This window comes from Aureimonas sp. SK2, from assembly GCF_029813115.1.
Taxonomy (GTDB): Bacteria; Pseudomonadota; Alphaproteobacteria; order Rhizobiales; family Rhizobiaceae; genus Aureimonas.
Window position 1 is genome coordinate 131,928 of the sequence record NZ_JAPZDS010000007.1, and the last position, 25,622, is coordinate 157,549.

General features: G+C 68.3%; 25 protein-coding genes and 1 riboswitch. Of the genes, 5 read left to right on the plus strand and 20 right to left on the minus strand.

Annotated elements, in window-relative coordinates; genetic code table 11:
• Positions 1–39: 39 nt before the first annotated feature.
• The 3 genes from O5O54_RS10850 to O5O54_RS10860 form a co-directional block, all read right to left on the minus strand.
• Positions 40–1,557 carry a glycoside hydrolase family 25 protein gene (locus O5O54_RS10850; RefSeq protein ID WP_279481597.1) on the minus strand — a complete coding sequence of 506 codons (1,518 nt, stop codon included), beginning with the start codon at positions 1,555–1,557 and terminating at the stop codon, positions 40–42.
• 299 nt (positions 1,558–1,856) lie between these two features.
• Positions 1,857–3,980, minus strand: coding sequence for a glycine--tRNA ligase subunit beta (gene glyS / locus O5O54_RS10855; protein ID WP_279481599.1), 2,124 nt, complete (start codon positions 3,978–3,980; stop codon positions 1,857–1,859).
• A gap of 92 nt (positions 3,981–4,072) precedes the next feature.
• Positions 4,073–4,960: a zinc metallopeptidase gene (locus O5O54_RS10860; protein ID WP_279481600.1), complete on the minus strand. Its 888-nt coding sequence runs from the start codon at positions 4,958–4,960 to the stop codon at positions 4,073–4,075.
• Between the two features lie 150 nt (positions 4,961–5,110).
• Here O5O54_RS10860 and O5O54_RS10865 point away from each other — a divergent pair, with 150 nt between their 5' ends.
• Positions 5,111–5,524 (plus strand): DUF4112 domain-containing protein, encoded by a 414-nt coding sequence (locus tag O5O54_RS10865; RefSeq protein ID WP_279481602.1) that lies wholly within the window; start codon positions 5,111–5,113, stop codon positions 5,522–5,524.
• A gap of 4 nt (positions 5,525–5,528) precedes the next feature.
• Here the strand turns inward: O5O54_RS10865 and O5O54_RS10870 are convergent, their stop codons facing one another.
• From O5O54_RS10870 to O5O54_RS10880, 3 genes are all read right to left on the minus strand, one after another.
• Positions 5,529–6,749 carry an alanine racemase gene (locus tag O5O54_RS10870; RefSeq protein WP_279481606.1) on the minus strand — a complete coding sequence of 407 codons (1,221 nt, stop codon included), beginning with the start codon at positions 6,747–6,749 and terminating at the stop codon, positions 5,529–5,531.
• Positions 6,750–7,127: 378 nt separating this feature from the next.
• A complete protein-coding gene (gene metF / locus O5O54_RS10875) occupies positions 7,128–8,030 on the minus strand; it encodes a methylenetetrahydrofolate reductase [NAD(P)H] (protein ID WP_279481607.1) in 903 nt (300 codons plus the stop codon).
• Positions 8,031–8,042: 12 nt separating this feature from the next.
• Complete coding sequence (locus O5O54_RS10880; protein ID WP_279481609.1) at positions 8,043–9,050, minus strand: metalloregulator ArsR/SmtB family transcription factor; 1,008 nt, start codon at positions 9,048–9,050, stop codon at positions 8,043–8,045.
• 94 nt (positions 9,051–9,144) lie between these two features.
• On the opposite strand from O5O54_RS10880, the gene tsaA reads away from it, so the two are divergent.
• Positions 9,145–9,630, plus strand: a complete 486-nt coding sequence (gene tsaA, locus O5O54_RS10885) for a tRNA (N6-threonylcarbamoyladenosine(37)-N6)-methyltransferase TrmO (RefSeq protein ID WP_279481610.1) — start codon at positions 9,145–9,147, stop codon at positions 9,628–9,630.
• On the plus strand, positions 9,630–9,941 hold the full coding sequence (locus O5O54_RS10890; protein ID WP_279481612.1) for a DUF2293 domain-containing protein: 312 nt from the start codon (positions 9,630–9,632) through the stop codon (positions 9,939–9,941). The genes tsaA and O5O54_RS10890 overlap by 1 nt, the downstream gene beginning before the upstream one ends.
• A 59-nt stretch (positions 9,942–10,000) precedes the next feature.
• Here the strand turns inward: O5O54_RS10890 and O5O54_RS10895 are convergent, their stop codons facing one another.
• The 5 genes from O5O54_RS10895 to ettA form a co-directional block, all read right to left on the minus strand.
• On the minus strand, positions 10,001–10,591 hold the full coding sequence (locus O5O54_RS10895; RefSeq protein WP_279481614.1) for an MOSC domain-containing protein: 591 nt from the start codon (positions 10,589–10,591) through the stop codon (positions 10,001–10,003).
• The gene (locus O5O54_RS10900) at positions 10,591–11,235 is read right to left on the minus strand and encodes a DedA family protein (RefSeq protein WP_279481616.1); all 645 of its coding nucleotides are present in this window, start codon (positions 11,233–11,235) and stop codon (positions 10,591–10,593) included. The genes O5O54_RS10895 and O5O54_RS10900 overlap by 1 nt, the downstream gene beginning before the upstream one ends.
• A 105-nt stretch (positions 11,236–11,340) precedes the next feature.
• Positions 11,341–11,733, minus strand: a complete 393-nt coding sequence (locus O5O54_RS10905) for a response regulator (RefSeq protein ID WP_279481618.1) — start codon at positions 11,731–11,733, stop codon at positions 11,341–11,343.
• A complete protein-coding gene (locus O5O54_RS10910; RefSeq protein WP_279481619.1) occupies positions 11,720–13,189 on the minus strand; it encodes a PAS domain-containing protein in 1,470 nt (489 codons plus the stop codon). The genes O5O54_RS10905 and O5O54_RS10910 overlap by 14 nt, the downstream gene beginning before the upstream one ends.
• A 128-nt stretch (positions 13,190–13,317) precedes the next feature.
• Positions 13,318–14,967, minus strand: coding sequence for an energy-dependent translational throttle protein EttA (gene ettA / locus O5O54_RS10915; RefSeq protein WP_279481622.1), 1,650 nt, complete (start codon positions 14,965–14,967; stop codon positions 13,318–13,320).
• A gap of 332 nt (positions 14,968–15,299) precedes the next feature.
• Here ettA and O5O54_RS10920 point away from each other — a divergent pair, with 332 nt between their 5' ends.
• On the plus strand, positions 15,300–15,596 hold the full coding sequence (locus O5O54_RS10920) for a Dabb family protein (RefSeq protein ID WP_279481624.1): 297 nt from the start codon (positions 15,300–15,302) through the stop codon (positions 15,594–15,596).
• A 7-nt stretch (positions 15,597–15,603) separates the two neighbouring features.
• Here O5O54_RS10920 and O5O54_RS10925 read toward each other — a convergent pair whose 3' ends face one another.
• Positions 15,604–16,599 (minus strand): ribonuclease T2, encoded by a 996-nt coding sequence (locus O5O54_RS10925; protein WP_279481626.1) that lies wholly within the window; start codon positions 16,597–16,599, stop codon positions 15,604–15,606.
• A gap of 66 nt (positions 16,600–16,665) precedes the next feature.
• Between O5O54_RS10925 and O5O54_RS10930 the strand changes: the two genes are divergently transcribed.
• The gene (locus tag O5O54_RS10930; RefSeq protein ID WP_279481628.1) at positions 16,666–17,640 is read left to right on the plus strand and encodes an alpha/beta hydrolase; all 975 of its coding nucleotides are present in this window, start codon (positions 16,666–16,668) and stop codon (positions 17,638–17,640) included.
• 5 nt (positions 17,641–17,645) lie between these two features.
• Here the strand turns inward: O5O54_RS10930 and O5O54_RS10935 are convergent, their stop codons facing one another.
• The 8 genes from O5O54_RS10935 to O5O54_RS10970 form a co-directional block, all read right to left on the minus strand.
• The gene (locus O5O54_RS10935) at positions 17,646–18,494 is read right to left on the minus strand and encodes an ATP-dependent Clp protease proteolytic subunit (RefSeq protein ID WP_279481630.1); all 849 of its coding nucleotides are present in this window, start codon (positions 18,492–18,494) and stop codon (positions 17,646–17,648) included.
• A 5-nt stretch (positions 18,495–18,499) separates the two neighbouring features.
• Positions 18,500–19,789, minus strand: coding sequence for a hypothetical protein (locus tag O5O54_RS10940; RefSeq protein WP_279481632.1), 1,290 nt, complete (start codon positions 19,787–19,789; stop codon positions 18,500–18,502).
• A gap of 99 nt (positions 19,790–19,888) precedes the next feature.
• On the minus strand, positions 19,889–20,605 hold the full coding sequence (locus O5O54_RS10945) for a GntR family transcriptional regulator (RefSeq protein ID WP_279481633.1): 717 nt from the start codon (positions 20,603–20,605) through the stop codon (positions 19,889–19,891).
• A gap of 109 nt (positions 20,606–20,714) precedes the next feature.
• The gene (locus tag O5O54_RS10950; RefSeq protein ID WP_279481635.1) at positions 20,715–21,332 is read right to left on the minus strand and encodes a thiamine phosphate synthase; all 618 of its coding nucleotides are present in this window, start codon (positions 21,330–21,332) and stop codon (positions 20,715–20,717) included.
• Positions 21,329–22,102, minus strand: coding sequence for a thiazole synthase (locus O5O54_RS10955; RefSeq protein WP_279481636.1), 774 nt, complete (start codon positions 22,100–22,102; stop codon positions 21,329–21,331). The genes O5O54_RS10950 and O5O54_RS10955 overlap by 4 nt, the downstream gene beginning before the upstream one ends.
• Before the next feature lies 1 nt (position 22,103).
• Positions 22,104–22,301 (minus strand): sulfur carrier protein ThiS, encoded by a 198-nt coding sequence (gene thiS / locus O5O54_RS10960; protein WP_279481637.1) that lies wholly within the window; start codon positions 22,299–22,301, stop codon positions 22,104–22,106.
• Positions 22,298–23,257 (minus strand): FAD-dependent oxidoreductase, encoded by a 960-nt coding sequence (locus O5O54_RS10965; protein ID WP_279481638.1) that lies wholly within the window; start codon positions 23,255–23,257, stop codon positions 22,298–22,300. The genes thiS and O5O54_RS10965 overlap by 4 nt, the downstream gene beginning before the upstream one ends.
• Before the next feature lie 100 nt (positions 23,258–23,357).
• Positions 23,358–23,470: riboswitch (TPP riboswitch) on the minus strand.
• Positions 23,470–25,338, minus strand: coding sequence for a cation:proton antiporter (locus O5O54_RS10970; RefSeq protein ID WP_279481640.1), 1,869 nt, complete (start codon positions 25,336–25,338; stop codon positions 23,470–23,472). (Overlaps the previous riboswitch by 1 nt.)
• Between the last annotated feature and the right edge of the window lie 284 nt (positions 25,339–25,622).

Here is a 25,622-nt window from a genome sequence, read left to right on the forward strand (position 1 = left end):
GAAGAATCAGTCGTGTGAGATCACCAAGGGTGGGATGCGTCAGCGGGTCGCCCGAAACGCGACGGCAACGCGCCGCTCGGGCGCCGCGAAGCCGGACAGGATCGTCCAGCCCCCGCGCGGCGCGGCAAGGCTGGCCTGTTCCTCCGGCTTCTCCTCTTCGACCGGCTTCTCAGCCGGCACGCCCTGGACGGCGGCCTCCGCGGCCTTCATCAGCTCGAGGATTCGCGACTTCAGCTCGGCGCCCTTGATGGGCCCGGCCGCGGCCGCCGGAACGGTCGCCGCGGCATCGCCCTCGGCCTTTTCGTCGCTCAGGATCTGGCGGACGGCCTGCATCTCCTCCCGGAGCTGGCCGATCGTGCCGATCGCCTGCGCGGCGGCTTCCGGCCGGTCGGCCGGGGGCGCCGGCTCGGTCTTGGGTCCCTGGGTGACGGCCGAGAGGACCGGGGCGGGGTGAGCCGCGGCACGCTTCTCTTGGAGAGCGGTCTCGGTAAGAAGCTGGAGCGGGTCAACCGGAGCGTGGGTGGAAGGTCCATAGGCCGCCGCCAGCGTGCCGGAGACCGCGGACGCGGGAGCGCCCTCCTCGGCATTCGCCTCGTTCGGGCTTGCCAGTTCCGCGACCTCGCGGCCGATCTCCGCTACGGCATCGCGCGTCGCCTTGCCGGCCTCGGCGATCAGCGCGCCCGCATCCGGCACCGTCTCCGGCTCGGGTGCGACCAGGCCATCGAAGGGCCAGGCCTTGCGAAGCTCCTCGACGTTCATCGACGCGACGTTGACGTCAATGTCGTCCTTGGCGCCCGCCACGCGATAGGGGCAGGCACGCTTGTTGCAATTATGCATGGAGGAGAACTGCCACAGGGCGTACTTGTCCCAGTGGCCTTCCGGGAACACGCCGGTCAGGTCGTCGCGATAGCGCGCGTACCAGAGCTGCAGACGCGACAGGAGCGGATAGGTCTCCTTGTTCTGCGCGATGTAGGCGGCGGTCGAACCGTTGGTGTAGAGCACTGGATAGCGGTCGAGCCGGATCTTGATCTGGCGGGCGAACTCCTCGGCCTCGGCCAGCGACATCCACTGCGTCGGATCGTTGTCCTCGATGTCGAGGGCGATCAGCTCGTCGGCTTCCGGCTTGGCGAAGTCGATGAAGTGGTCGGCCTGCTCACGCGGATTGCCGGGGCGGCCGAGGTGGTAGGCACCCCACTTCAGACCCAGCGTCTTCGCCATCTCGCGGCGGGTCATGTAGAGTTCCTGCGTGACGGAATACTTCCACCACCGGTTCTTGCAGAGGTTCTGGTCGTCGCCCGACAGGCCGCGGCAGCTCCAGGCCGGCGGCAGGCCGTCAGAGGCCTTGTTGATGAAGGCGCCGATCCGCTTGTCGCTGGTCAGCTCCTTCCAGTTGATCGGGTTGAACTCGTAGGCGTCGATCACGAGGGCACGGGTCTCGTCGCGCCAGGGTCGGTCCCATTCCGCCTTCGCGGGGCTGAAGCCGGCCACCATCGTTCCTGCTGCGATGGCGCAAACCCAGCGCATGGCAACCGCACAGGCGGCGCGCATCTTCGGCATTCGGGCATCCCCTCGTCGGGCTCGCACGACTTTTGAGGCGTGCAAGCGAGATCAGGTCAGTCGAAACGAAGCCGTACCAGTCGTCGGCAGGCCCCACCCCTCCGTGGAAAGATCGACAAGCCCAGGGCTCTGACGATCGCAGCGATGTTTCACCCGCCAATCGGGCAGGTTGCAGGCGCCGCGATCACATTTTGTTTCACGAAAGCGGGAACTTATCGCAGCGCCACATGCAATCCTTGCGCGCAAGGCTTGCGCAGGGCTTTGGCGTCAGACGAACGATTTGCCGAGCCGGCGAATCATCACCCGACGACGCGCGACAGATCGGCCAGCCGCCCGGCCGCCGAGCGGATGCGCGACAGAAGCGCGAGCCGGTTGGCTCGAATCGCCTCGTCCTCGGCGTTGACCAGCACCTTCTCGAAGAAGGCGTCCGCCGGCTGGCGCAGGCGGGCAAGCGCGGCCGTGGCGCGCGTATAGTCCTCCGCACCCATCGCCGCTTCCAGCTCGGCCTCCGCCTGCTCGATGGCGCCGAGCAGCTCACGCTCTTCGTCCTCCGCGAACAGGGACGAATCGACGCGCGGCGCGACGGTCGTGCCCTTCTTTTCCTCCGCGGCCAGGATGTTGGCCGCGCGGCGGAAAGCGGCGAGGAGGTTCATGCCGTCGTCGGTCTCAAGGAGGCGCCCGAGTTCGGCCACCCGGCGCGACACGTCGAGGAGATCGTCCTTGCCCTCGCCCGCCCCGCCGAGCACCGCGTCCACGAGATCGTGGCGCGCGCCCTGGTCGCGGAGCTGCACTTTCAGGCGGTCGTGGAAGAAGGACAGGAGATCGCCCGAGGTGATCAGCGTGCCCAGGCGCAGCCGCAGCTCGTTGTCGAGGATGATGCGGATCACGCCGAGCGCGGCGCGGCGCAGCGCGTAGGGGTCCTTCGAGCCCGTCGGCTTCTCGTCGATCGACCAGAAGCCGACCAGCGTATCGAGCTTGTCCGCCAGCGCCACGGCGATCGCGACGGGGTCGGACGGCACGGTGTCGCCCGGACCCTGCGGCTTGTAGTGATCGACGATCGCACGCTGGACCGAGGCGCCCTCGCCTTGGAGCGCCGCGTATTTCTGGCCCATCAGGCCCTGCAGCTCAGGAAACTCACCGACGGCCTCGGTCGTGAGGTCGGCCTTGGCGAGGACGGCCGCGCGGCGGGCCTCGCTCGCATCAGCGCCCACCATCGGGGCGAGAACCGCCGCAAGATCCGCGATGCGGGCGACGCGCGCACCTTGCGTTCCGAGCTTGGCGTGGAAGGTGACGCCGAGCGCGTCGAGCTTGGCCATGCGCTGGTCGAGCGGCTTGGCGAGGTCGAGGCCGAAGCGCGAGGCGGAGGCCTCCAGCCCTGCCATGTCCGGCAGCGCGCCCTGGTCGGTCTTCCAGAAGTAGAGCGCGTCGGACAGACGGGCGCGCACGACCTTGCCGTTGCCGCGTGCGATCTCGGCGCCGTGGTCGGCGGCCTCGATATTGGCGACCATCAGGAAGCGGTTGGACAGCCCGTCCGCGCCGCGACGGCGCGTGACGAAGCACTTCTGGTTGGTGCGGATGGTGAGCTGGATCATCTCCGGGGGAATGTCGAGGAAGGTCTCCTCGAACTCGCCGACCAGAACGACCGGCCATTCCACGAGGCCGGACACCTCCTCCAGCAGCCCCTCGTCGGCCACGACCTCCAGCCCCAGCGCGAAGGCCAGGTTGTCGGCGTCGGTGCGGATGATCTCCTTCCGCCGCTCCGCGTCGAGCACGACATAGGCCTTCTCGAGCTGAGCGATGTAGTCCTCGAAGCGGCGGACCTCGAACTCGGCAGGCGCGTGGAAGCGGTGGCCGACGGTCCGGTCGCCCGAGCGGATGCCGGAGACTTCGAAATCGATTACCGCCGTCTCGCCGTTCTCCGGTCCGAAAACGCAGAGGATCGACTGAAGGGGGCGAACCCAGCGCAGGGAGCCCGGCTCGCGCGAAGCGGCGCCCCAGCGCATCGATTTGGGCCAGGGAAAGTCGCGGATGATTCCGGGCATCGCCTCGGCGACGATCTCCTCGGCCGGCCGGCCCGGCTTGTCGATCACGGCGACGAAGAACTCGCCCTTCTTGCCGTCGCTGCGGCGCTCCGCCTGATCGACGGACGCGAGCCCCGCGCCTTTCAGGAAGCCTTCGATCGCCTTTTCCGGCGCGTCCGTGCGCGGCCCCTTGCGCTCTTCGCGCGTGTCCTTCGATCGTGCATCGAGGCCGCGGATGTCGAGCGCGATGCGGCGCGGCGTCCAGTACTCGCGGGCACCCTCGTAGGTGAGGCCGGCGGCGACGAGCGCGTCGGTCACGGCCTTCTTCAGGTCGCCCGCCGCCTTGCGCTGCATGCGGGCGGGTATCTCTTCGGAACGAAGCTCGAGAAGAAGGTCGGGCATGGGCTGTCACACGTCGCGGCGGGAGGCAATCGCGCGGGACACACCATGCCGCCGGCCGGATTGCAAGCTCCGGCCGGCCTTTCGAGCTGCGGTCAGAGCTGCCCCTGGAACGTATCGCACTGGTTCATGTCGCCCGACGTCAGGCCCCGCCGGAACCACTCGACGCGCTGGGCGGAGGTGCCGTGCGTGAAGCTGTCGGGAACGACGGTACCCTGGCTGCGCTGCTGGAGCGTGTCGTCGCCGATCTGGCTGGCGGCGTTCAGCGCCTCCTCGATGTCGCCGTCCTCCACGAAACCGGCCTGGTTCGTGTCATGCGCCCAGATGCCGGCATAGCAGTCCGCCTGGAGCTCGACGCGCACGGAGATCGCGTTGGCGTCGGCCTCGGACGATTGCTGCCGCAACTGCGTCGTGCGCTGGAGCGTGCCGAGGAGGTTCTGGACATGGTGTCCGACCTCGTGCGCGATCACATAGGCCTGCGCGAAGTCGCCCGGCGCATTGAGCTGGCCCTGGAGCTGGCGGAAGAAGCTGAGGTCGATGTAGAGCTTCTGGTCGTTGGGGCAGTAGAAGGGGCCGGAGGCGGACGTCGCGTTGCCGCAGGCCGAGCTCACCTGCCGGTCGAAGAGGACCAGGGTCGGCTCGCGATAGGTCTGGCCCATCTGCTGGAAGCGCGCGTTCCAGACATCCTCCGTGTCGCCCAGGACGACGGCGACGAAGTCATCGGTCTCGTCGGCGGTGCCCGAGACGCCCGGCCCGGAGCGCTGTGCCGTCTGCGTCGTGCTGGTGCCGTCGTCCATCCCGATGACGGAAAGCGGGTTGATGCCGAAGCCGATCCAGAGAATGGCGAGGATGATGATGAGGCCGATGCCGCCTCCCCCGCCGGCCCGGATCGGAATGCGCATGCCGCCGCCGCCGAAGCCGCCGCCCCCGGAGCCGCGCCGGTCCTCGATGTTGCTGCTTTCCCGCCGACCGCGCCATTCCATGGCCGCTCTCCCACCAAGTGTCCCTTGCGTTCGGGAGATAGGGGGGTGCCGTCACGAGGGAATGACGAAAACGTGCTCGCAACGCGAGGCCGGCCTCACCACATGGGGTCCCGGACGTCGCCCAACGTTGCGACAGGAGGTCGAAACGCCATGACTGCTGCCTTTGCCGACACCGGAACCGGCTGGGTCGAGACCCGCGAGCGCCGTATCGCGAGGCTGAACGCGCTTGCTCGACTGATGGACACCGCCATCCGCGTGCCCGGCACCGACATTCGCTTCGGCGCCGACGCGCTGCTCGGCCTCGTGCCGGGTATCGGCGACGCCGGCGGTGCGCTGATCGGCCTCTTCATCGTCAACGAGGCCCGACGCCTCGGGCTCCCGAAGCGCAAGCTGGCCCGCATGATCGGCAACCTCGGCGTGGATGCCCTGTTCGGCGCGGTGCCGCTGGCGGGCGACGTCTTCGACGTCTACTTCAAGGCCCACAAGCGCAACATCCAGGTGATCCTCGACCACTTCGACATGGAGCGCTCGGACCTGAAGGACGTGACGCCGAAGCGGCCTTGACCCTTCAGTCCGCCATGGTCTCCAGGCTCGCGAACCCTTCGGCGCGCTCGCCCGCGTCGAAGGGCGTCGTCACCTCCACGAACGTGTCGGGGTAGAAGCCGTTGAAGCGGGTGCGCAGCGACAGCGAGTAGGCGCCGATGTGGCCGATCTCGATCCAGTCGCCCGTGTCCACCGTTTCAGGCAGCCAGAACGGGCGGGACAGGATGTCCACCGAATCGCAGGTCGCGCCGCAGACCCGGAAGGCGCTGATCGTCTCCGGGTTGCCGTTGCGCGCGACGCGCGCCGGGTCCGGGATGAAGCGGGCGGGCAGCGTGATCTTGCCGGTCCAGGAATCCGACAGGGACGCCCAGATTCCGTCGTTGATGTAGAGCCGCCGACCCTTGCGCAGGAGCACGCGCACGATCAGCGAGAAGGCCCGTGCGACGACGACGCGGCCGGGCTCGGCGACCAGCGGCATGTCGGCAAAACCGTATTCCGCGATGTCGGAACGCAAGCGCGCCATGATCTCGTCGAGGCCCGGCATGTCCCGCTTCTTGCGACGCGGGTCGTGGCCGTATTCGGCGGGAAAGCCGCCGCCGACGTCGAGCCCGGCAAGCGGCACGTCGGCGCGATTGCGAACCCAATCGGCCGAGGCGAGCGCCCGTTCGTAGGTTTCGGGCTCCTCGATCTGCGAGCCGACATGGAAGCACAGGCCGACCTTAAAGCCGATCTTGTGGCAGCGCTGGAGAAGCTCCACCGCGTGGGCCGGCGCCGCGCCGAACTTCTTGGAGAGTTCGTAGGCGGCGTGGCCCTTGGTCTGGAGGCGCACGAAGAGCGTGATGCCGCCGGGATCGAGGTCCAGCGCGCGCACGATGCGCAGGATTTTGGCGACCTCGTCCTCATGGTCGAGCGCCAGGACGCGGATGCCGTAGCGCTCCAATGCAAGGCGAATGTCGGACTGCGCCTTGATCGGATGCATGTAGAGCATCTCGGCGTCCGGCGCGACGGCGCGCACCGCCTCGAACTCGCCGGGCGAAGCGACATCGAAGGTCTTCACACCGGCCTTCGCCAGGGCTTCGAGGACGAGCGGCTCGCCGTTGGTCTTCACCGCATAGGCGGTCTCGCCGGGAAATGCGTCCATGAACTGCCGCGCGTCGGCCTTCAGCACATCGGGCCGGAAGCAGTAGACCGGAACGTCGGGGCGAAGGCTGAGCGCGGCGTCCTTGGCGGTCTCGAATCGTTGCAATGGGGCTCTCCGCAGCATGGAATTGCGGGAGATAGCCGCCCCGCATGTCAGGAGGAAGACCGAAGCCCCCCGCGCGATTTTTCAAGAATGCGACGATTGGAAGACGTTTTTGCTCCACCGCCTATCGGCTTCGGCAACGAAACGGCTTTTACGAAGTTGAAGGTTTGATTAACATCCGTAACAACTCGTGAGCAGGAGGCTGGTTTTGGAAATCACACGGTCGGTGAACGTCCTCATGATCTGCGCGGCCTTCGCCTTCATCGCCGCCATGGTGACGGGGGTGATCTCCTGACGGGGCGATCGCACGGTTCCACATGACGAGAAAAGGCCGGGTCCCGCGACCCGGCCTTTTTGCTACGGCCTATTCGACCTTGCCCATCAGGCCGCGGCTTCCGCGGGCGTCGGCGCCGTCTCGCGCAGGCCGAGAATATGGCAGATGGAATAGACAAGGTCCGCCCGGTTCATCGTGTAGAAGTGGAAGTCCGAGACGCCTCGCTCCACGAGATCGAGCACCTGCTCGGCGCAGACCGCCGCCGCCACGTGGCTGCGGGTCTGGGCGTCGTTCTCCAAGCCCTCGAAGCGCTCGGCGAGCCAGAGCGGAATGGAGGTCCCGGTCGCGGCCGAGAAGCGGGCGATCTTGGAGAAGTCATGGATCGGCACGATGCCCGGCACGATCGGCACGTAGATGCCGGCCCGGCGCGCCCGCTCGACGTAGCGCTCGTAGAGGTCGTTGTCGAAGAAGAACTGGGTGATTGCGCGCGTCGCGCCGTTGTCGACCTTGCGCTTGAGAAGGTCGATGTCGGTGGCGAAGTCCGGGCTCTCCGGGTGCTTCTCGGGATAGGCCGAGACCGAGACCTCGATCTCCGGATCGATCGCCTTGATGCCGGCCGTCAGTTCGGCGCCGTTCCGGTAGCCGGCCGGGTGCGGCTCGTAGACGCTGCCCGCCCCGCCCTGCCCGTCCCCGCGCAGCGCCACGAAGTGCTTCACGCCGGTCGCGCGATACTGGCGCACCACCTCGTCGACCTCCTCGCGGCTCGCGTCGACGCAGGTCAGGTGTGCGGCAGGGGCGATGTCGGTCTCCTTCAGGATGCGCTCGACCGTGTGATGCGTGCGCTCGCGGGTCGAACCGCCGGCGCCGTAGGTGACCGAGACGAAGTCCGGCCGCAGCGGCGCGAGGCGCTGGATGGCGGCCCAGAGCGATTCCTCCATGGCCGGCGTCTTGGGCGGGAAGAATTCGAAGGAGACGCTGATGGAAGAGCGCGCGTTGCGGCGTTGGACCATGGTTCTTCTCCTTCAGGCGACGGCAAGAGCGGACGGGGCGTCCGCGAGTTCGGTCTGGGGTTCGGACGGGCGGCGGCCGACGACGACCGTCACGGTCAGACGTCCAGCTTCGCCATCGAGCGGCGGCAGGATGTCGAGGCTCTCGACGTCGAGACCGGCCCCGCGCATCAGCTGGCGAAGCGTCGATTCGCTGAAGCCGAGCCGAAGGTGGGCGTGCTCCGCCCGCAGGAACTCGAGTGTATGAGGCGCGAAATCGACCACCGCGAGCCGCCCGCCCGGCCGCAGGGCGCCCGCGCATTCGCGGATCGCCGCCGCCGGGTCGTCGAGATAGTGAAGGACCTGATGCAGGGTCACGAGGTCGAAGCCGCCGCGTGGTCCCGGCAGCCTGTAGACGTCGCCCTGGCGCACCGTCGATTGCGTTACGCCCGCCGCGTCCAGCTTGGCACGCGCGATGGCCAGCATCTCGCGCGAGGCGTCGATGCCGATGGCCCGATCGCACAGAGGAGCGAGAAGCTCCAGCATCCGCCCGGTGCCCGTGCCGACGTCGAGGTGCAATTCGAAGCGGCCGGCGGGCCGCAGGGCGCCGAGGAGCGCCTGCTCGACCTCCGCGTCCGGCACGTGGAGCGAGCGGATGCGGTCCCATTGGGCGGCATTGCGGGCGAAGTAGCTGGCGGCCCGGTCGGCGCGCTCGCGGCGCACCGCAGCCAGCCGCTCGGCGTCGCGCGCCAGGGCGCCGTCCTCGTCGCGGACGCTGTCCTTCAGCGACTGGACGAGACGCGCGGCCAGCGGTTGGTCGGACAGCCGGAAATAAGCCCAGGATCCCTCCTGGTGCCGCACCACGACGCCAGCCTCCACCAGGAGCTTGAGATGACGGGAGATGCGGGGTTGCGACTGGCCGAGGATGGCGGTCAAATCCGAGACCGTGAGGTCCTGGTCGGAGACCAGAAGCACGAGCCGGAACCGCGTAGGCTCGGCCAGGGCCTTCAGCATTTCCACGGCCGCGTCGAAGGAGGCGTGCATGGGGTCCTCCTGTCCCGAAGCCCAAACGATATAAAGATATGTTTATATGTGTTCCGCCCTCCTCGCAAGCCTGCCGGGCGTCGGCGGAGCGTCGATGAGCGAAGACCTTCCCCGTCCGGGCGAAGTCGCCCTCACCGTCGATCCGGCAGGCCTCCGGCATGCGACGCTCGCCTTCGTCGGGCACATCCGCTCCCCCTGGACCGAACGCCGTTTATGTCCTCGAAACCTGCGGGAGGCGCGCGAGCGGGGGCTTGGGGCAAGCCTGAAGATCGACCTACCTTTCCGCCCTGCCCTCGCAGGGCTCTCGGCAGGCGACGCTGTGCATGTCCTCTCCTGGCTGCACCAGAGCCGGCGCGACCTCGCGCTGCAGATGCCGCGCCATGCGGAAATGCCCAAAGGCACGTTCGCTCTGCGCTCGCCCGTGCGCCCCAATCCGGTCGGCCTTCATCTCGTGCGCATCCGGGCTCTGGATGTGGCGGAGGGCATCGTCGAAATCGACGCGATCGATGTCCTGGACGGAACGCCCCTTCTCGACATCAAACCCTATCTGCCGAGCGTGGACCGGCTGCCGGAGACCTGATGCCGACCGAACGCCAGAAATCGATCGCGCGGCAACTGACGCTCCTGATCCCGCGCGTACCCTTCATCGACGCGGAGGCGATCCGCGACGCCGCGGGCTCGCGGCACATGAAGGACCTGCCGACGGCGAGTGCCCTCTGGCTGGCGACGCTCGCGCATGTGCGCCACCAGCACACGGAGTACGACACGCTCCGTGACGACGGCTACGACCGGGACGAGGCGCTGTTCTTCGTGCTGGACGAGGTGAACGCTGTGCTCGATCGCTGGGGCGCGACAAGACGGCTGTCCTCCGAACCGGGCAACGACGAGTAGGGCGATATCCCCGACCCCGACCGGGCCTCGCTCAAGCGCCGCCCCCGACCGGACGCCGATTAGCGGTAGATCCACTGCTCCGGCAGGCGGATGTCCACGCGCTCGCCGAGCGCGACGCGGCCGGGCTTCTCGACCCAGGCGACGAGGCCCCGCCGGTGCCGCCCTTCGCGCACGAAGGCCCGCTCGACCTCCGGCCGGTCGTCCAGGCGGCGTGCGACGGCGCGGCCGGAGGCACGGCAGGGCGCATTGTCGCCGTCCACCTTGATCGTCGCGCCGCCAGAGAAGAACAGAAGCGTGCGCGGCGGAAGCCAGCTCAGGCGATCGACCCCGGCGAGCGTCATGTTGGCGCCGATCCACTCCGGCTCCAGGCGCTCGATCGCCAGCCCTTGCGCAATGGCGGCCAACTCGGCGCGCGAGACGATGGAAATCTGCCGCTCGTTGCGGATTTCGGTGCGACGGGGATACCAGGGCTCGCGCCCGCCCGTGCGCCGCGTCGGGCCGCCGTGACGGTCGCCGGCGAGCCCGTCGAAGGAAAAGTCGAGTGCCTCGACGGCCTCGGTCTCGAAACTCGCGCCGGCCCCGGAAAAGAGGCCGTCCACGCGCGCTTCGATCGTGCGTGCCGGGATGCGGGTCGGCGCTTCGCCCGCCATCAACGGGCGCTGTCGTCGCCGGCCTGGAGATCGACGGGACGGCTGCGCTTCGACGGCTTGAAGGTGACGACCCGGTAGACGTAGATCACCACAACCGCCACGATCACCGCGTTGGAGACCGGTCCGACATACTGGTCCACCAGCTCGTACTGCTGGGCCAGGAGGTAGCCGGCGAGCGCCAGGCCCGTGGTCCAGGCGAGCGTGCCGATAGCGGAGAAGAACAGGAACGTGTGAAGCGGCATGCGGGCGAGACCGGCCGGCACCGAGATCAGGGTGCGGACAGTCGGAACGAGGCGTCCGAACAGGACCGCCCAAAGCCCGTACTTGCGGAACCAGCGATCGGCGGCCTCGACGTCCTCTGCCGTCATGGTCATCCAGCGGCCGAAGCGGTCGGCGAGACGCACGATGCGCTCCTCGCCGAACCAAAGGCCGAGATAATACCAGGGCATGATGCCGAGGATGGAGCCCAGCGTTCCCGCCAGGACGACCGCGAAGAAGGAATGGTTGCCGGTGGCGGCCTGGTAGCCCGCGAGCGGCATGATGATTTCGGAGGGAATGGGCGGGAAGATGTTCTCCAGAAACATCAGGAAACCGATGCCGAAGACACCGTAGTCCTGCATCAGGTTCTGAACGAACGTATCCATCGGCGTTTCGACCTCGTGGCGCAGCGTCGCGGGAAGCGGGCTCGGCGTGCGCAGTGCCCTATCACGAGCAGGCGCGCGATGAAACGCGGCTGCGCGGCTCGCCTGTCAGGCCGTCGCGGGAGCCGGGCGCGCGGCCAGGATAGCGGCGGCGATCTGGTCGGGCGTATAGGGCTTCTGCACCACGGGACGCTCGGGCCACCGCCCTTCGAGGCCCGGCCGGCCGTAGCCCGTGGCGAACAGGAAAGGCACGCCCGCCGCCTCCAGCCGCTCGGCGACCGGGTAGACCTTTTCGCCCGCGATGTTGACGTCGAGGATCGCGACATCGATCGCGTCCCCACGGTCCAGCATCTCGAACGCCCGCCGCACGCGCATCGCAGGTCCGACCACCCGGCAGCCGAGTTCGTCCAGCATGTCCTCCAACTGCATGGCGACGAGGCTCTCGTCCTCCACCACGAACACGCGCAGACCTTCCAGGGAGCTTCGGTCAGGAGAGGGCAAGGTGCGGGATGTCCTCGATCTCGATGGCGGGAAGGACGATGGTCCATGCCAGCCCGTTGCGGCCGCAGTCGGCTTCGAGCCGACCTTCCAGTTCGCCGGTCACGATACGCTCCAGCATGCGCATGCCGAAGCCGGGCCGGATGGCGACCGGCTCGGGCGACTCCCAGCTCTCGCGCCATTCCAGCGCCACGGAACTCTCCCGCCGCTGCCAGCCGATCGCGAGACGCCCTCCGGCCATGTTCAACGCTCCATATTTCAGGCCGTTGGATGCCAGCTCGTGGAAGATCATCGCCATTGCGATGGCGGCCTTGGGGTTGAGCCTGATCGGCGGGCCGGAAATTTCCGTCCGGTCGAGGTCGAGCGCTCGCAGCTCGGCACGCAGGACGGTTTCGAGATCGGCCGATTCCCAATGCTGGTCGCTTAGAAGGTTGTGGGCATTGGACAAGGCGACGATCCGCGCCTCGAAGGCGCGACGCGCCTCGTCGCGATCCCGGTCGGCGCGGAAGCTCGGCCGCGCCAGGGACTGGATCGTCGACAGCGTGTTCTTCACGCGATGGTTCAGCTCGTCGATCAGAAGCCGTTGGCGCTGATGTGCCCGCACGCTTTCCGTACGGTCATAGCCCTGGACGAAGATCCCCTCCACCTCGCCCGCCTCGCCGCGCACCGGGTGGAAGGAGACGTCGAGGAACAATTCGCGTGGGCCGCCCGAGGGGTAGCTTGCCAGGACCCGCAGGTCCTTGCCCTCGAAGACCTCGCCCGTGGAATAGACACGGTGCAGAAGATCGAGAAGCCCCTTGGCCTCCGCTTCCGGAAAGACGTCGCGCATCGGCAACCCGCCCAGTTCCCGATCTCCGGCCAGAACTCGGAAGGCCCGGTTGGCGAAGGTGAAGCTGTGGTCCGGCCCGCGCAGAAGCGCGACCAGCCCGGGCGCCTGCTCGAACAGATGACGGAACCGGTCGAGCTGGCTGCGAGAGGTGCGGTAGGCTTCCTCGATCTCGCGCGTGCGCTCCAGAAGCGACATCTCCTGCGCCGGAACGGAGGCCGCGCTTCCCGCGACGGTGCGAAGGCGGACGAGTTCGGTGATGTCCACCGTGTTCTGCAGGACAAAGATCACCTTGCCGTCCGTGTCGCAGAGCGGCGAATGGACCGCGGACCAGTAGCGCTTCTCGAACCCGTCGGCGGGGTTGGAGGACAGAGGAATCTCATATTCGATGAAGGCGAGCGTGTCAGGCTTGCCGCTCTCGAAGACGCGGCGGATCGAGTTCTCCAGCCGCGCGCGCTCGGGATTTTCGTTGGGGAAGCAGTCGAACAGGTTTCTGCCGACCAGTTCGTCGCGCGGGCGGCCCGTCGCACCCTCGTAGGCCGGATTGGCGGCAATATAGTTGAGATCGCCATCGACGATCATATGCGGGCTCGGCAGCGCATCGAACAGTTGATGGAAATTCAGTCTGTTCATGTCATGCGTCTCGCGGCGGCGCCCTTGCCACAAACTGTTCCGGCGCATCGTTGCGATCCGGAGTGGAACCGGAGGCTCCAGATAGAGGCGGGACGGCGCGCGGAAAGGTGTCCGCGCGCCGCTTCGCGTTAGCGCGTCAGGCGCTTGTAGGTCGGACGCTTGGGGTTGACGCTCTCTGGGCCGAGACGCCGGATCTTGTCCTGCTCGTAGTCCTCGAAGTTGCCCTCGAACCACTCGACATGGCTGTCGCCCTCGAAGGCCAGGATGTGCGTCGCCAGACGGTCGAGGAACATGCGATCGTGGCTGATGACCACGGCGCAGCCGGCGTATTCCTCCAGCGCATCCTCCAGCGCGGCCAGCGTCTCGGTGTCGAGGTCGTTGGTCGGCTCGTCGAGAAGGATGACGTTGGAGCCGGTCTTCAGCATCTTGGCGAGGTGCACGCGGTTGCGCTGACCGCCCGACAGGGTGCCGACCTTCTGCTGCTGGTCCGGCCCCTTGAAGTTGAAGTTGCCGACATAGGCACGGGAGTTCATCTCGTACTTGCCGAGCTTCATGATATCGACCGCGCCCGTCACCTCTTCCCAGACGTTCTTGTTGGGATCGAGGTGGTCGCGGCTCTGGTCGACATAGCCGAGATCGACGGTCTCGCCGATCTTGATGTCGCCGGAATCCGGCTTCTCCTGTCCGGTCAGCATCTTGAACAGCGTCGACTTGCCGGCGCCGTTCGGGCCGATGACGCCCACGATGCCGCCCGGCGGCAGCTTGAACGAGAGGTTCTCGATCAGCACCCGGTCGCCGTAGCTCTTGGTGATGTTCTCGACCTCGATGACCCGGTTGCCGAGGCGCTCGCCCGTCGGGATGACGATCTTGCCGTCGGCGGGCTTGCGGTTCTCCGCCAGCTCGACCAGCTCGTGATAGGCCTTGATGCGCGCCTTGGACTTGGTCTGGCGGGCCTTGGCGCCCTGCCCCATCCACTCGCGCTCGCGCGTGAGGGCGCGCATGCGGGCGTCCTCCTCGCGACCTTCCTGGGCCATGCGCTTGGCCTTCTTCTCCAGATAGGTGGAGTAATTGCCCTCGTAGGGCACGCCGCGGCCGCGATCGAGCTCGAGAATCCAGCCCGTCACGTTGTCGAGGAAGTAGCGATCGTGCGTGATCATCAGCACGGCGCCCTCGTATTCGCGCAGGTGCTTCTCCAGCCAGGCGATGGTCTCGGCGTCGAGATGGTTGGTGGGCTCGTCGAGGAGCAGGATGTCCGGCTTCGACAGGAGGAGCTTGCACAGCGCCACGCGGCGCTTCTCGCCGCCCGAGAGCGGTCCGACCTCGGCGTCGCGCGGCGGGCAGCGCAGCGCGTCCATCGCCATCTCGACCTGGCTTTCGAGGTCCCAGAGGTTCTGGCTGTCGATCTGGTCCTGAAGCTTGGCGCCCTCCTCGGCCGTCTCGTCCGAGTAGTTCATCATGAGTTCGTTGTAACGGTCGAGGATGGCCTGCTTGTCGGCCACACCTTCCATCACGTTCTCGAAGACGGTCTTCGATTCGTCGAGCCTGGGCTCCTGCGGCAGGTAGCCGACGGTGGCGCCCTCGGCGGCCCAGGCCTCGCCCGTGAACTCCTTGTCGGTGCCCGCCATGATCTTGAGCAGTGTCGACTTACCCGCGCCGTTGGGGCCGAGAATGCCGATCTTGGCATCGGGGTAGAAGGAGAGATGGATGTTCTCCAGAACCTTCTTGGTGCCGTAGGCCTTGGTGAGTCCGGCCATATGGTAGATGAACTGGCGAGCCATCGCGCGCGCGTCTCCGGTTTGTTCGATGCAGGATAAGAACCGGGGAAAGGACCCTGCGGCGGAGGACCGGCGAGGACTTTTCGCTGCCGGCAAGGCGCCGAGCGCAGCCGATACAGCGCATCGGCTGATGTCGGCAACGATGTCCGGCGACGGAAAGGACCGGCGGGCCGACCCGCAGGGTTCTTTCCCCGGTTCTAAGTTGGCGCACAGGTAAGGCATGCGCCTGCGATGAGCAACAAACCGCGCTCGAAAATCGAGACGCCGCCCGCCGGGTTGACCTTGGCGCCCGCACGGCCGAAGACGCACCGACCGACAGAGCACGGGACCGATCCATGATCCGCCACATCGTCTTCTTCAGCGCACGGGACAAGGCCGATCTGCCGGCCATCAAGGAAGGGCTCCAGACGCTGGCGGGCATCGCGCATCACGACCATTTCGAGGTGGTCGAGAACGCGCGCGTCGACCCGATGGGCAACGACGTGGACATCGTCGTCTATGCCGAGTTCCGCGACCGCGCGGCGCTGGCTGCCTACAAGGCCGATCCGATCTACGAGGCCTCGACGCGCCGCGTGCGCCCCTTGCGCGAGATCCGCTATTCCGCCGACTACGAGGTGCCCGACCGGGCCTGACGAGACATTAGTCGAACCCGGGCGCGTCCACGCGTCCTTCCCGACAGCCGCGCCCGGTCTCCTCGCCGGCTCGGATCAGCTCGGCGAGCGGCACCTCCCGCGACAAGTCGCCCGCCAGCGCGATGCGCAGTTCGCGGATCATCGGCTCGCCGGACGGATCGTCCCCGCAGTCCACGAGCACCCGCCGCCCGGCGCCGCGGCCGAAGGCCTGGTCGAAGCTCGCCCGCACCGCATCGGCCGTCAGCGTGTCGCCGATCGAAGCCTCGAACAGGCGGCGGATGGGAGAGCGGTTCAGTTCCTCCAAAAGGCGGATCGACTGCGCGAAATAGGCCTCGGCATCGCCCTTGAAGCACGTGCCGTGGACCCACCACTCGTGCCGGTCAAGGCCGGACTGCACGCCCGGCATGACTTCGGAGAGCGCCTGCCGCGTGCCCGCCGAGACTTCGAAGTCCGGCAGCCGACGCCAGTCGCCGCGCTCGTCCACGCGTCGGACGTCATCGGGCACGCCGCAATATTCGCGGCCGCGCGGCTGGGGCCAGAGGCCATGCAGGGAGAAGCCGTTGCCAGCCGTGCCACCGCTCCGGCACTCGCGCACCGAGGGGCGGGTCTCGCAGAAGGCCGGCTGCCAGCTGGCGGCCAGGACATAGCTGTCGTGTCCCCCGCTCCGCGTCTTCGGGGCCGGCCTCGCGTCGGCCGACTGGCTCGCGTCCTCCACCCGGCCGCAGCCGAAGGCCACCCATCGCCTCTCCGGTTCGGCGCCCGGCACGCGGATCAGATAGTGGCTGCCGGGCGAAGCGTTGCGGCCGATCAGGGCATAAGACGTGCCCGGTTCCGTGACGATCCGGCCCGGATTGTCCTCCGAGCGGATCGAAGGCGTCGCAAAGCAGCTTGCCTCCGCCACGAAGACGCCCACCATCGGCACCTGTGCCCGCGCCGCCACAGACGGCAGCGCGAATGCGGCGACGCACGCTCCGATGATCGCCAAGCCTGTTGCGCGCGGCATGTCCCATGCTCCTCTCGACGGCATCCGTCGTTACCCCTTACCGATTTGCCGCGAGCTTTCCCACCGATGGTCTCTCCCGCGCGCCGCTTCGTGATCGACAGCCCGACGGGCGCCGCGCTCTGCGTGCGCGCCTGGGAGCCGGAGGTCGAGACGAGCGCCGTGCTCCTGATCTTCCACGGGCTCGCGGAGCACGGCGCCCGCTACGACCGCACAGCGCGGGACCTCGGCCGCCGAGGCATCGCCGTCTATGCGCACGACCATCGGGGCCATGGCTCGACCACGGCCTTCGACGCGCCACTGCGGCGCTTCGCCTCGCGCGACGGCGTGCGCAAGGTCGTGCGGGACTGCCACGCCGTTCGCGAACAGGCCCAGCGGGACAAGCCCGGCCTGCCCGTCTTCGCGCTCGGCCATTCCCTGGGCGGCGCGATCGCGCTTCATTACGTCAGGCGCTTCGGTGGCGGGCTGTCGGGCTGCCTCGTCTGGAATTCCGGCGCATCGTTCGGCTGGCAGGCGCGGCTGGGGGTCGCGGCGCTGCGGATGGAGAGGATGCTGAAGGGTTCGGACGTCGCCAGCCAGCTCTTCGCCCGAGCGACCTTCGAGACATGGGCGAGGTCGGTGCCCGACCGCCGTACCGACGCCGACTGGCTGAGCCACGATCCGACCGTGGCCGACGCCTATATCCGCGATCCGCTCTGCGGCTGGACGCCGACCGTCTCCATGGCCGAGGACATCGTCGCCATGGCCCGCGAGAACGTGAGCCACGAGGCGCTCTCGCAGATCCCGCACGACCTCGCCCTGCATCTTCTCGGCGGCTCCGACGATCCCGCGACGGAGGGCGGAACGGAGGTCGCAAAGCTCGCCGACCGCCTGCGCGAGGCCGGATCGCGCAAGGTCGAACTCATGCGCGTCGAAGGCGCACGTCACGAGACGCTGAACGAGGCGGAGCCCTGGCGCTCGCAAGCTCTCACCGCCATCGAACGCTTCGTCGAGAGCCGCCTGAACAGGCCACCGGCCTCGGTCGCCGCCGTCGATCCCGACTGACGGCTTCAGGCGGCGTCCGCGTCCGTTGCGCCGACCAGCTTGAACTCGCCGAGTTCGTCGGGCGTCAGCACGTAGAGTTCGTCGGCCGGCGTCTGCATCGCGTGGATCCAGAGGCGCGGATCGACGCCCATCTCGACAAGGAGGCTCTGGCATTCGGCGATGGTCGCCTGGATGTCCGCGATCGAGCGGTCGAGATCGCGCAGGCGGTTCGACGCCGCGTCCGACACGGCATAGACCTGATGCACGCCGACCCAGGCCGCCTCGCCCGCCGTGCGACGGGTGCCGCCGGCGAGAACCAGCGGACAGGCCGAGGCGCAGTAGCCGTCGGCCGGCACGGCGGTTTCCAGCTTCCGCTCGCGCACCAACCGCGACATGGCGATGGCGTCGCGCACCGAGCCGCCCGGCGAATGGAGAACGATCCGGCGGACCCCCGCCCCGTCCTCGCCGAGGAAACGCTTGAAGGCCTCGGCCGTGCCGGCATCGATGCGGCCGACTGCCGAGGCGACGCCGTCTTCCCCGAGATGGAACGACATGGCGCGCGCCATGGCGTCGGCGGGCGGCGCGCCGTCATAACCCGGCAGAACCGGCTCGCCCCGGTTGGGCGCCACGGGCACCGCGCGCGGCAGATAGGGGCGGATCTGGTCACCGGGCTTGGGGGCCGGCAGGCGTAACGGCTCGGTGCGGGTCAGCCGCTCGCGGTCGCCCGCGTGGCCGGCGACCTCGAGCACGTCCTGCGCCAGCATCGAAGCGCCCATCGCGAGCACCGCGAGGAACGCAATTCTGAGCACGGTGCCGTCCGGCAGAGACAGGAACCACCGCTCCAGCCGACCCGGCGAGGTTCGGACGTCGCTCACCTTCCCTAGAGCCTGGCCGTCTTCGGGAAGCCGGCCGGCTCGTTCTGCTGAACGATGTCGTCGGCTCCGTCCATCGGCGGCGCCTCGATCGGGGTCGCACCGCCGGCTTCGGCCATCAGCCGCCGCTGGATGCGCATGGCGCGCATCATGTCCACTGCGCTCATGTCACCGATCTCGGCATCCTCCTCGCCTTCCTCGCGGCGGATCTGGTCCTGCACGATGCACAGGATGAAGACGAGGACCGCCGGCAGGACGTCGATCGCGATGGCTCCCGCCCAGGACGGCAGGAAGTCGCGGGCGTACATGACGACCGCGTCCGGCGCCGAAAGCGGCGTGAAGCGCACGGTCTCGACGCGCGGCCGGTCGAGGATCGCGTCGGCCGCGGCGGCCAGCGCCTGGCTCTGCTGGCGCACGGCCGTCTCGACCTGGCCGACCACGGCGGTCTGCCGGTCCTGCAGCCCGGCCGTCGTGCCGCCGGCAGCCGGTGCGATGAAGCTGCGGCCGAGATCCTCGGCAGCGCGCTTCACCGACGGGGCAACGGAAGTCTGTTGGAGCGAGCCGATGATGCCGGCAAGCTCGGTTGCCTGCGCGGCGTAGTCGGTGCCGCGCTCCTTGACGCTGCCGTCGGCAGCCACCAACCTGCGCATCTCGCCGAGGCGCTGGCCGCCTTCGGCAAAGAGCGTGCTCACGTCGTTGCGCGAGGCCTCGATCTCTTGGGCCAGATTCACGAGTTGCGTCGACATCTGGCTGAGGAGCTGGACCACGGTGCCCGAGCCCGACGTGCCCGTGAGCGCGCCCGACGAACGTTCCTGGTCGGCGAGATTCGAGAAGCGCTGCGCGGCGAGCTGGATGTCCGGCAGGAGGCTCTGCGCCGCGAGCGCGTTCTCATGCGCCTCGTTGAGCTTGCCCTGATACTCCTCCGTAGTAATCGACATGTGCTGCTCCAGCGCCGCCGCGCCGGCCAGCGCCGCGGCGTTGAGCCAGGCGGACATCGCCATGATCATCGCGCAGCCGATCGCCATCGCGACGTACAGAAGGCGCCGCCCCGACGGGCGACGGACATGCGGCATGATACGGATCAGGTAGGACCAGAAGGCGTAGATGCCGACCGACACGGACACCGAATAGATCACCGCTCCGAAGAAGACCGTGGAGGCGTCGCCGTCGAGCAGTTCGCGCACGCCGAGATAGGTGAAGATTCCGCTCGCCGTCGCCAGGATCGCCAGCGTCATGCGGGTGGTCAGCTCCAGCCGAGCGACCTGGCCGCGCAGCGTGTAGGAATGAGAAGCGGCCATGCGGCTCCCTGACGAACGAGGCGCGGACCGGGATGCCGCTCCTCGACCGTTAAGGGAAAATTAAGGCGGTGGCGAGCCTGCCGCGCGCGACCTCCGGGATCAACTCGTCGCGTAGACGAGGTCGTTCCCGAGATGGCAACGCGCGATACGCAGTTCGAGCGGACGGTCCTGATAGGAGCAGATGACCCGCTGGAGGCGGAGGATGGCCGCATCCCCCGTCAACTTGAAGTTGCGCTTGTCGGTAGCCGTCGCCGCTTCGGCCGTCGCCTTCTCGCGCTTGTGCGTGGCGAGATCCTGTCCGGTCCAGCGCGCGCTGGCCATGCGCTCCAGCCCCTCCTGCGGCATGGTCTTGGCCGATGCGTCGACCCGCAGGAACACCTCCTCCGTCATGAAGAGCCGACCGAGATGGGTGCGCCGGCGCTCGAACTGGAGAACCGGCGTCCGACCGTTGACCCCCAGGATCTCCGACGCCTCGGGCGGCGCCATGCCGAGCTCGACCTTCGACACCGCCACTTCGCCCGAAACGCGGTTGCCGGCGCGGTCGAAGATGTTGGAGAAGCGGCTGCGCATCTTGCCGCCCTCGAAATCGGCGACGATCGTGCCCTTGCCCTGATGGCGTTCCAGGAGCTTGTGCTCCGTCAGGATGTCGAACGCCTTGCGCACCGTGCCGAGGCTGATGCCCAGCGAACGCGCGATCTCCGCCTCGTTCTCGATCGCCTGTCCGGGCGCCCAGGTCTTGGAGACGATCCGCGCGATGAATTCGTCGGCGACCTGCTGATAGAGAGGACGGGTATTGAAGGGTTTTGCGAGCGACACGGGCCGTTTCCTGTTCCCTATCCTTCGGATGACGGCCACTGTAGATGCAACCTATGCGAGAATGCAACCTATGCGCGTGCGATCCCGCCAATATTTTCGTGTGAAACGATCAGCCCTCCGATCGCCGCGCCTCGGTCGCCGCGATCCACTCGCGCACCCGCTCCTCGGGGCGCTCGTGGCGGACGATGTCGGTGACCACGGCGGCGCTGTCGGCCCCGCCTTCCCAGACTGCGGGTAGGCGCTCCACCGTGATGCCGCCGATGGCGACCAGCGGCAGTGTGCCGATCCGCTCGCGCCATACCCGCAGGCGTTCCGGCGTCTGCGGCGCCCACTTCATCGCCTTCAGGACCGTCGGCCAGACCGGCCCAAGCGCGACGTAGTCGGGCCTTGCCGCGAGCGCCGTGGCCAGCTCGGCCCCGTCATGGGTCGAAAGGCCGAGCCTCAGCCCTGCGCTGCGAATCGCGGCCAGATCCGCCACGGCAAGATCCTCCTGGCCGAGATGAACGAAGTCGGCCCCCTCCTCGATCGCCAAGCGCCAATGGTCGTTGACGACGAGCGTGCAGCCATGCGCGGCGCAGACGGCCTGCGAACGCCGGATCTGGCGCCGCAGTTCGTCGGGCGCCATATCCTTTGCGCGCAACTGCACGAGCCGGATGCCGAGCGGCACCAGGCGCTCGATCCAGTCGGCGTCCGGCAGGACGGGATAGAACGGGTCCAGCGCGCTCATGCCAGCACCGCCTGCCCAAAGACGGGCGTCGAGGGTGCGGCCATGTCGCGCGGCTCCATGGCGCCCGCCTCGAAGCCGAGCCGCCCCGCCTCCACCGCGAGACGAAAGGCCCTGGCCATCGCCACCGGATCGGCTGCGCTCGCCACCGCCGTGTTGAGGAGCACGCCGTCGTAGCCGAGTTCCATCGCGTCGGCCGAGTGCGAGGGCCTGCCGAGCCCGGCATCGACGATCAGCGTTACGTCCGGAAACTGCGCCCGCAGCGACCGCAGTCCGTAGCGGTTGTTGAGCCCGAGGCCGGAGCCGATCGGCGAGCCCCAGGGCATCAGCACCTCGCAGCCGGCATGGAGAAGCCGCTCGGCGACGACGAGGTCTTCCGTCGTATAGGGCAGCACCTTGAACCCCTCGTTCGACAGGATGCGCGCCGCCTCGACCAGCCCGAACACGTCCGGCTGAAGCGTGTCGGCATGGCCGATCACCTCCAGCTTGACGAGATCGGTGCCGAGAAGCTCACGCGCCATCTGCGCCGTGGTGACCGCTTCCTTCACCGTGTGGCACCCGGCGGTGTTGGGCAGGAAGGCGAGGCCGAGGTCGCGGATCTCGTCCCAGAAGCCCGGCCCCCTTTCGCCCATCCCCGCGCCCTCGCGGCGCAGGGAGACCGTGACGATCGCGGCACCCGAGGCGGCGATGGCGGCCCGCATTACGGCCGGCGAGGGATAGAGCGCCGTGCCGAGCATCAGCCGCGAGTCGAAGGTCCTGTCGTAGAGGCGCATCTCACCCTCCCTTCATCGGCGACAGCACCTCCACCGCATCGCCCGGCGCGATGGCGGTATCGGCACGCGCGGCGCGGGGCACAAACTCGCGATTCAAAGCGGTTGCGACCGCGTCCGGCTGGTAGTCGAGTTCCCGGAGAAGCGCGGCGAGATCGCTCGCCGCGACCTCTCGTGCCTCGCCGTTGAGCGTGATCTTCATGCGAGCTCCTTCGCGCCGACGAGCATGTCGGCGGCAAGCTGGGAAAAGGCGGGCGAGAGCAGGAATCCGTGTCGATACAGGCCTGAAAACGCGACGCCCGAGGCCGTGCGCTCGACGCGCGGCAGGTTGTCCGGCAAGGCGGGCCGACGCCCGCTGCCGACTTCGAGCACCTCGGCCTCGGCGAAGGCGGGGTGGAGGGCGAAGGCCGCGGTCAGGAGCTCGACCGCCGAGCGCAGAGTGATCGGGCCCGCCGCCGCGCTCTCCACCATGGTGGCACCGATCATGAAGACGTGGCCGGCGCGCGGCACGACATAGATCGGCCAGCGCGGATGGAGAAGGCGCACCGGCCGACGGAGCGTCACGTCGGGGCACCGCACGAGCGCCATCTCGCCGCGCACCGAGCGCAGGCGCGGCAGCGCGGCGGCAAGGCCGCAGCAGTCGACGACGGGCTGGCCGGCAAAGGCTTCGGGCTCGACCGGCTCGGAGAACCGCACCGAACCGCCCCGAGCTTCGATGCGGCGGACGAGCGACGCCAGCGTGCGTCGCGGGTCGAGATGGGCCTCCTGCTCGAAGAACAGAGCCTGTGCGAAACGCCCCGCGAGGTCGGGCTCTAAGCCTGCCAGCTCGTCCGCCCCGACGCTCCGATGCGAGCGGGTCCGCGCCCCGAACTGTCGGAGGTCGCCGGCATCGCGCCCGCCGGCGACCACCAGCGTACCATGGCGCTCCACCTCGGTGACGCGGGCCCAGAAACCGATGCCCTCCAGCCCCGGCGCGACGATACTGTCGTCCGCCACGCTCGCCTCGCAGAAGGGCGCCAGCATGCCACCGGCCAGCCATGAGGCCGAAGCGGAAAGATCGGTCCCGCGCTCGTGGACGACCACGCGCTCCCCCGCCTCGCAGAGGCGGAGCGCGGTGGTCAGCCCCGCGACCCCGGCGCCCAGGACATGGATGGTCATCGCCGCTCCCGCGTCGCGACCCACCGCACCCGTCGCCGGAGAAAGCTCGCCCGCGTGACGGAGGGACCGGCCGCTGGAACGGCGTCTCGAGGTCCCTCGTCGGAGCGGGTCACTCCATCCCTACGCCAGTGCGAACTGGATCAGGTTCTTGGGTTCGCCGGGCGCTTCTCGCCGGCCTCTCAGTTCCCTGCCGGAACTCCCCCTGGAAGCGGTCAGGGTAAGCGATCGGAACCGGCTGTCAATGCCGCCTCGCGCATCGGCTCGTCGGCGGGCAGGATCGGCCCGTCTGCCAGGGGCGCACCGGCGCGCGCCTGCAGAAGATGGTCGGCGATCGCCTGCGCGGTCACCTCGTCGCCGTTGACGACCGTATCCGCCCCCGCCTGGATCAGGCGCTCACGCTGCTCGCCGGAATGGACGCGCGCCGTGATGCGGATATTTGGATTGGCGGCGCGGGCGGCATTGATGATCGCGACGGCTTCGAAGCTGTTGGGGAAGGCCAGCACGATATCGCGCGCCTCCGCGACGTTGGCGGCGGCCAGCACCTCGGCCTTGACCGCATTGCCGACGATCGCCTCGATGCCGGCATTGCGGATGCGCGCCACGCGCTTGTCGGCGTCCTCGATGACGACGAACGGGCGGCCGACGTCGATGAGCCGCTCGGCGATCTTGGAGCCGACCCGTCCGTAGCCTACCAGGACGAGATGATCGGCCAGACCCGTCGGGCGGAGGTCGTCGGCCTCGATCGCAACGCTTCCCGCAGGGATGTGCGAGGGGACCACGACCGAAGGCTGATGCTGCATCTCGCGCGTACCCTTGCCGTCGGCGGGCGTGGCGGGCGCGACTACCACCGCTTCCTCGGCCGGCGTGCGATCCAACCGCTGCCGCAGCGTGTCGATGGAGGAGAACAGGATGGGGTTGAGCATGATCGACAGGATCGCGCCCGCCAGGATCAGGTCGCGCGCATCGGGTGGCAGGATTTCCAATCGGCCGCCGAGTTCCGCCAGGATGAAGGAGAACTCGCCGATCTGCGCGAGGGACACGGAAATCGTCAGCGCCGTGGTCACGGGATAGCCGAAGGCGCGCACGATGACGAAGGCGGCGATCGACTTGCCGAAGACGATGATCAGCACCGTCGCCAGGATCGGGAGCGGATCTTCGATCAGGCTCCGCGGATCGAACAGCATGCCCACCGAGACGAAGAACAGTACGGCGAAGGCGTCGCGCAGTGGCAGCGTGTCTTCCGCCGCCCGGTGGCTGAGGTCGGACTCAGCCATGATCATGCCGGCGAAGAAGGCACCGAGCGCCAGGGACACGCCGAAGAGCGAGGCCGCGCCGAAAGCGACGCCGAGCGTGATCGCCAACACCGCCAGCCGGAAGAGTTCGCGCGAGCCCGAACTCGCCGTCATCTGGAGCGCCCAGGGAATGACCCGGCGCCCGACCAGAAGCATCAGCATCACGAAGAGGCAGAGCTTGAAGACGGTCATCAGGATGACGCCGGACACGCCAAGCCCGAGATCGTAGAAGACGCCGGTGCCGCCCGACGGCGCCGCGCCGCCGAGCGCGGTGGAGAAGGCCGGCAGCAGCACGAGGGCAAGAACCATGGCGAGGTCCTCGACGATCAGCCAACCGACGGCGATGCGCCCCTTTCCCGTCTCGATCAGGCGCCGTTCCTGCATGGCGCGCAGAAGCACGACCGTGGAGGCGACCGACAGGGCAAGGCCGAAGACAAGGCCGGCGCCGACCGGCCATCCCAGGAGCCAGGCGAGTCCCATGCCGAGCAGCGTCGCGCAGCCGATCTGCACCATGGCGCCCGGCACCGCGATGGCACGCACCGAAAGGAGGTCGTTCAGCGAGAAATGCAGACCGACGCCGAACATCAGGAGGATGACGCCGAGTTCGGCCAGTTCCGTCGCGAGCCCTTGGTCGGCGACGAAGCCGGGCGTGAAGGGGCCGACGCTGACACCCGCCAGGAGATAGCCGACGATGGGCGAGATGCCGAACCGGTTCGCCAGGGTGCCGAGCACGAAGGCGAGGCCGAGGCCCGCTGCGATCGTCTCGATCAACGGCATGTGGTGCAGCATTCGCCAGGCCTTCCGCTTCGAATCTCTCCAGTCTGCGCTCCCCTATCCGGATAGGGGAACGAGGCCCGCGTTGCAGCACAAAAGTCGTGTCACGCACGGCGGATCGCGGCTTTTCCTGCCCGTCCGAGCCAAGCAAGCCAAGGCGAGCGGCACGCTCCGACGAGCGCACATTTTGCGAATCGGCCGCGCGGCGCCGATCGAGGGCGTCGCCGGAACTCGGTTCGGCCTTGCCTGAACGATCGAACTATTTTCCAGGCGTGGACGCCGCTTCCGTCGCCCGGCCA

Excerpts from the sequence above, each read along its gene's own strand:
- O5O54_RS10850 (WP_279481597.1), bottom strand. The coding sequence starts at position 1,557 with ATGCCGAAGATGCGCGCCGCCTGTGCGGTTGCCATGCGCTGGGTTTGC.
- glyS (WP_279481599.1), bottom strand. The coding sequence starts at position 3,980 with ATGCCCGACCTTCTTCTCGAGCTTCGTTCCGAAGAGATACCCGCCCGC.
- O5O54_RS10860 (WP_279481600.1), bottom strand. The coding sequence starts at position 4,960 with ATGGAATGGCGCGGTCGGCGGGAAAGCAGCAACATCGAGGACCGGCGC.
- O5O54_RS10865 (WP_279481602.1), top strand. The coding sequence starts at position 5,111 with ATGACTGCTGCCTTTGCCGACACCGGAACCGGCTGGGTCGAGACCCGC.
- metF (WP_279481607.1), bottom strand. The coding sequence starts at position 8,030 with ATGGTCCAACGCCGCAACGCGCGCTCTTCCATCAGCGTCTCCTTCGAA.
- O5O54_RS10880 (WP_279481609.1), bottom strand. The coding sequence starts at position 9,050 with ATGCACGCCTCCTTCGACGCGGCCGTGGAAATGCTGAAGGCCCTGGCC.
- tsaA (WP_279481610.1), top strand. The coding sequence starts at position 9,145 with ATGAGCGAAGACCTTCCCCGTCCGGGCGAAGTCGCCCTCACCGTCGAT.
- O5O54_RS10890 (WP_279481612.1), top strand. The coding sequence starts at position 9,630 with ATGCCGACCGAACGCCAGAAATCGATCGCGCGGCAACTGACGCTCCTG.
- O5O54_RS10895 (WP_279481614.1), bottom strand. The coding sequence starts at position 10,591 with ATGGCGGGCGAAGCGCCGACCCGCATCCCGGCACGCACGATCGAAGCG.
- O5O54_RS10900 (WP_279481616.1), bottom strand. The coding sequence starts at position 11,235 with ATGGATACGTTCGTTCAGAACCTGATGCAGGACTACGGTGTCTTCGGC.
- O5O54_RS10910 (WP_279481619.1), bottom strand. The coding sequence starts at position 13,189 with ATGAACAGACTGAATTTCCATCAACTGTTCGATGCGCTGCCGAGCCCG.
- ettA (WP_279481622.1), bottom strand. The coding sequence starts at position 14,967 with ATGGCTCGCCAGTTCATCTACCATATGGCCGGACTCACCAAGGCCTAC.
- O5O54_RS10920 (WP_279481624.1), top strand. The coding sequence starts at position 15,300 with ATGATCCGCCACATCGTCTTCTTCAGCGCACGGGACAAGGCCGATCTG.
- O5O54_RS10925 (WP_279481626.1), bottom strand. The coding sequence starts at position 16,599 with ATGCCGCGCGCAACAGGCTTGGCGATCATCGGAGCGTGCGTCGCCGCA.
- O5O54_RS10930 (WP_279481628.1), top strand. The coding sequence starts at position 16,666 with ATGGTCTCTCCCGCGCGCCGCTTCGTGATCGACAGCCCGACGGGCGCC.
- O5O54_RS10940 (WP_279481632.1), bottom strand. The coding sequence starts at position 19,789 with ATGGCCGCTTCTCATTCCTACACGCTGCGCGGCCAGGTCGCTCGGCTG.
- O5O54_RS10950 (WP_279481635.1), bottom strand. The coding sequence starts at position 21,332 with ATGAGCGCGCTGGACCCGTTCTATCCCGTCCTGCCGGACGCCGACTGG.
- O5O54_RS10955 (WP_279481636.1), bottom strand. The coding sequence starts at position 22,102 with ATGCGCCTCTACGACAGGACCTTCGACTCGCGGCTGATGCTCGGCACG.
- thiS (WP_279481637.1), bottom strand. The coding sequence starts at position 22,301 with ATGAAGATCACGCTCAACGGCGAGGCACGAGAGGTCGCGGCGAGCGAT.
- O5O54_RS10965 (WP_279481638.1), bottom strand. The coding sequence starts at position 23,257 with ATGACCATCCATGTCCTGGGCGCCGGGGTCGCGGGGCTGACCACCGCG.
- O5O54_RS10970 (WP_279481640.1), bottom strand. The coding sequence starts at position 25,338 with ATGCTGCACCACATGCCGTTGATCGAGACGATCGCAGCGGGCCTCGGC.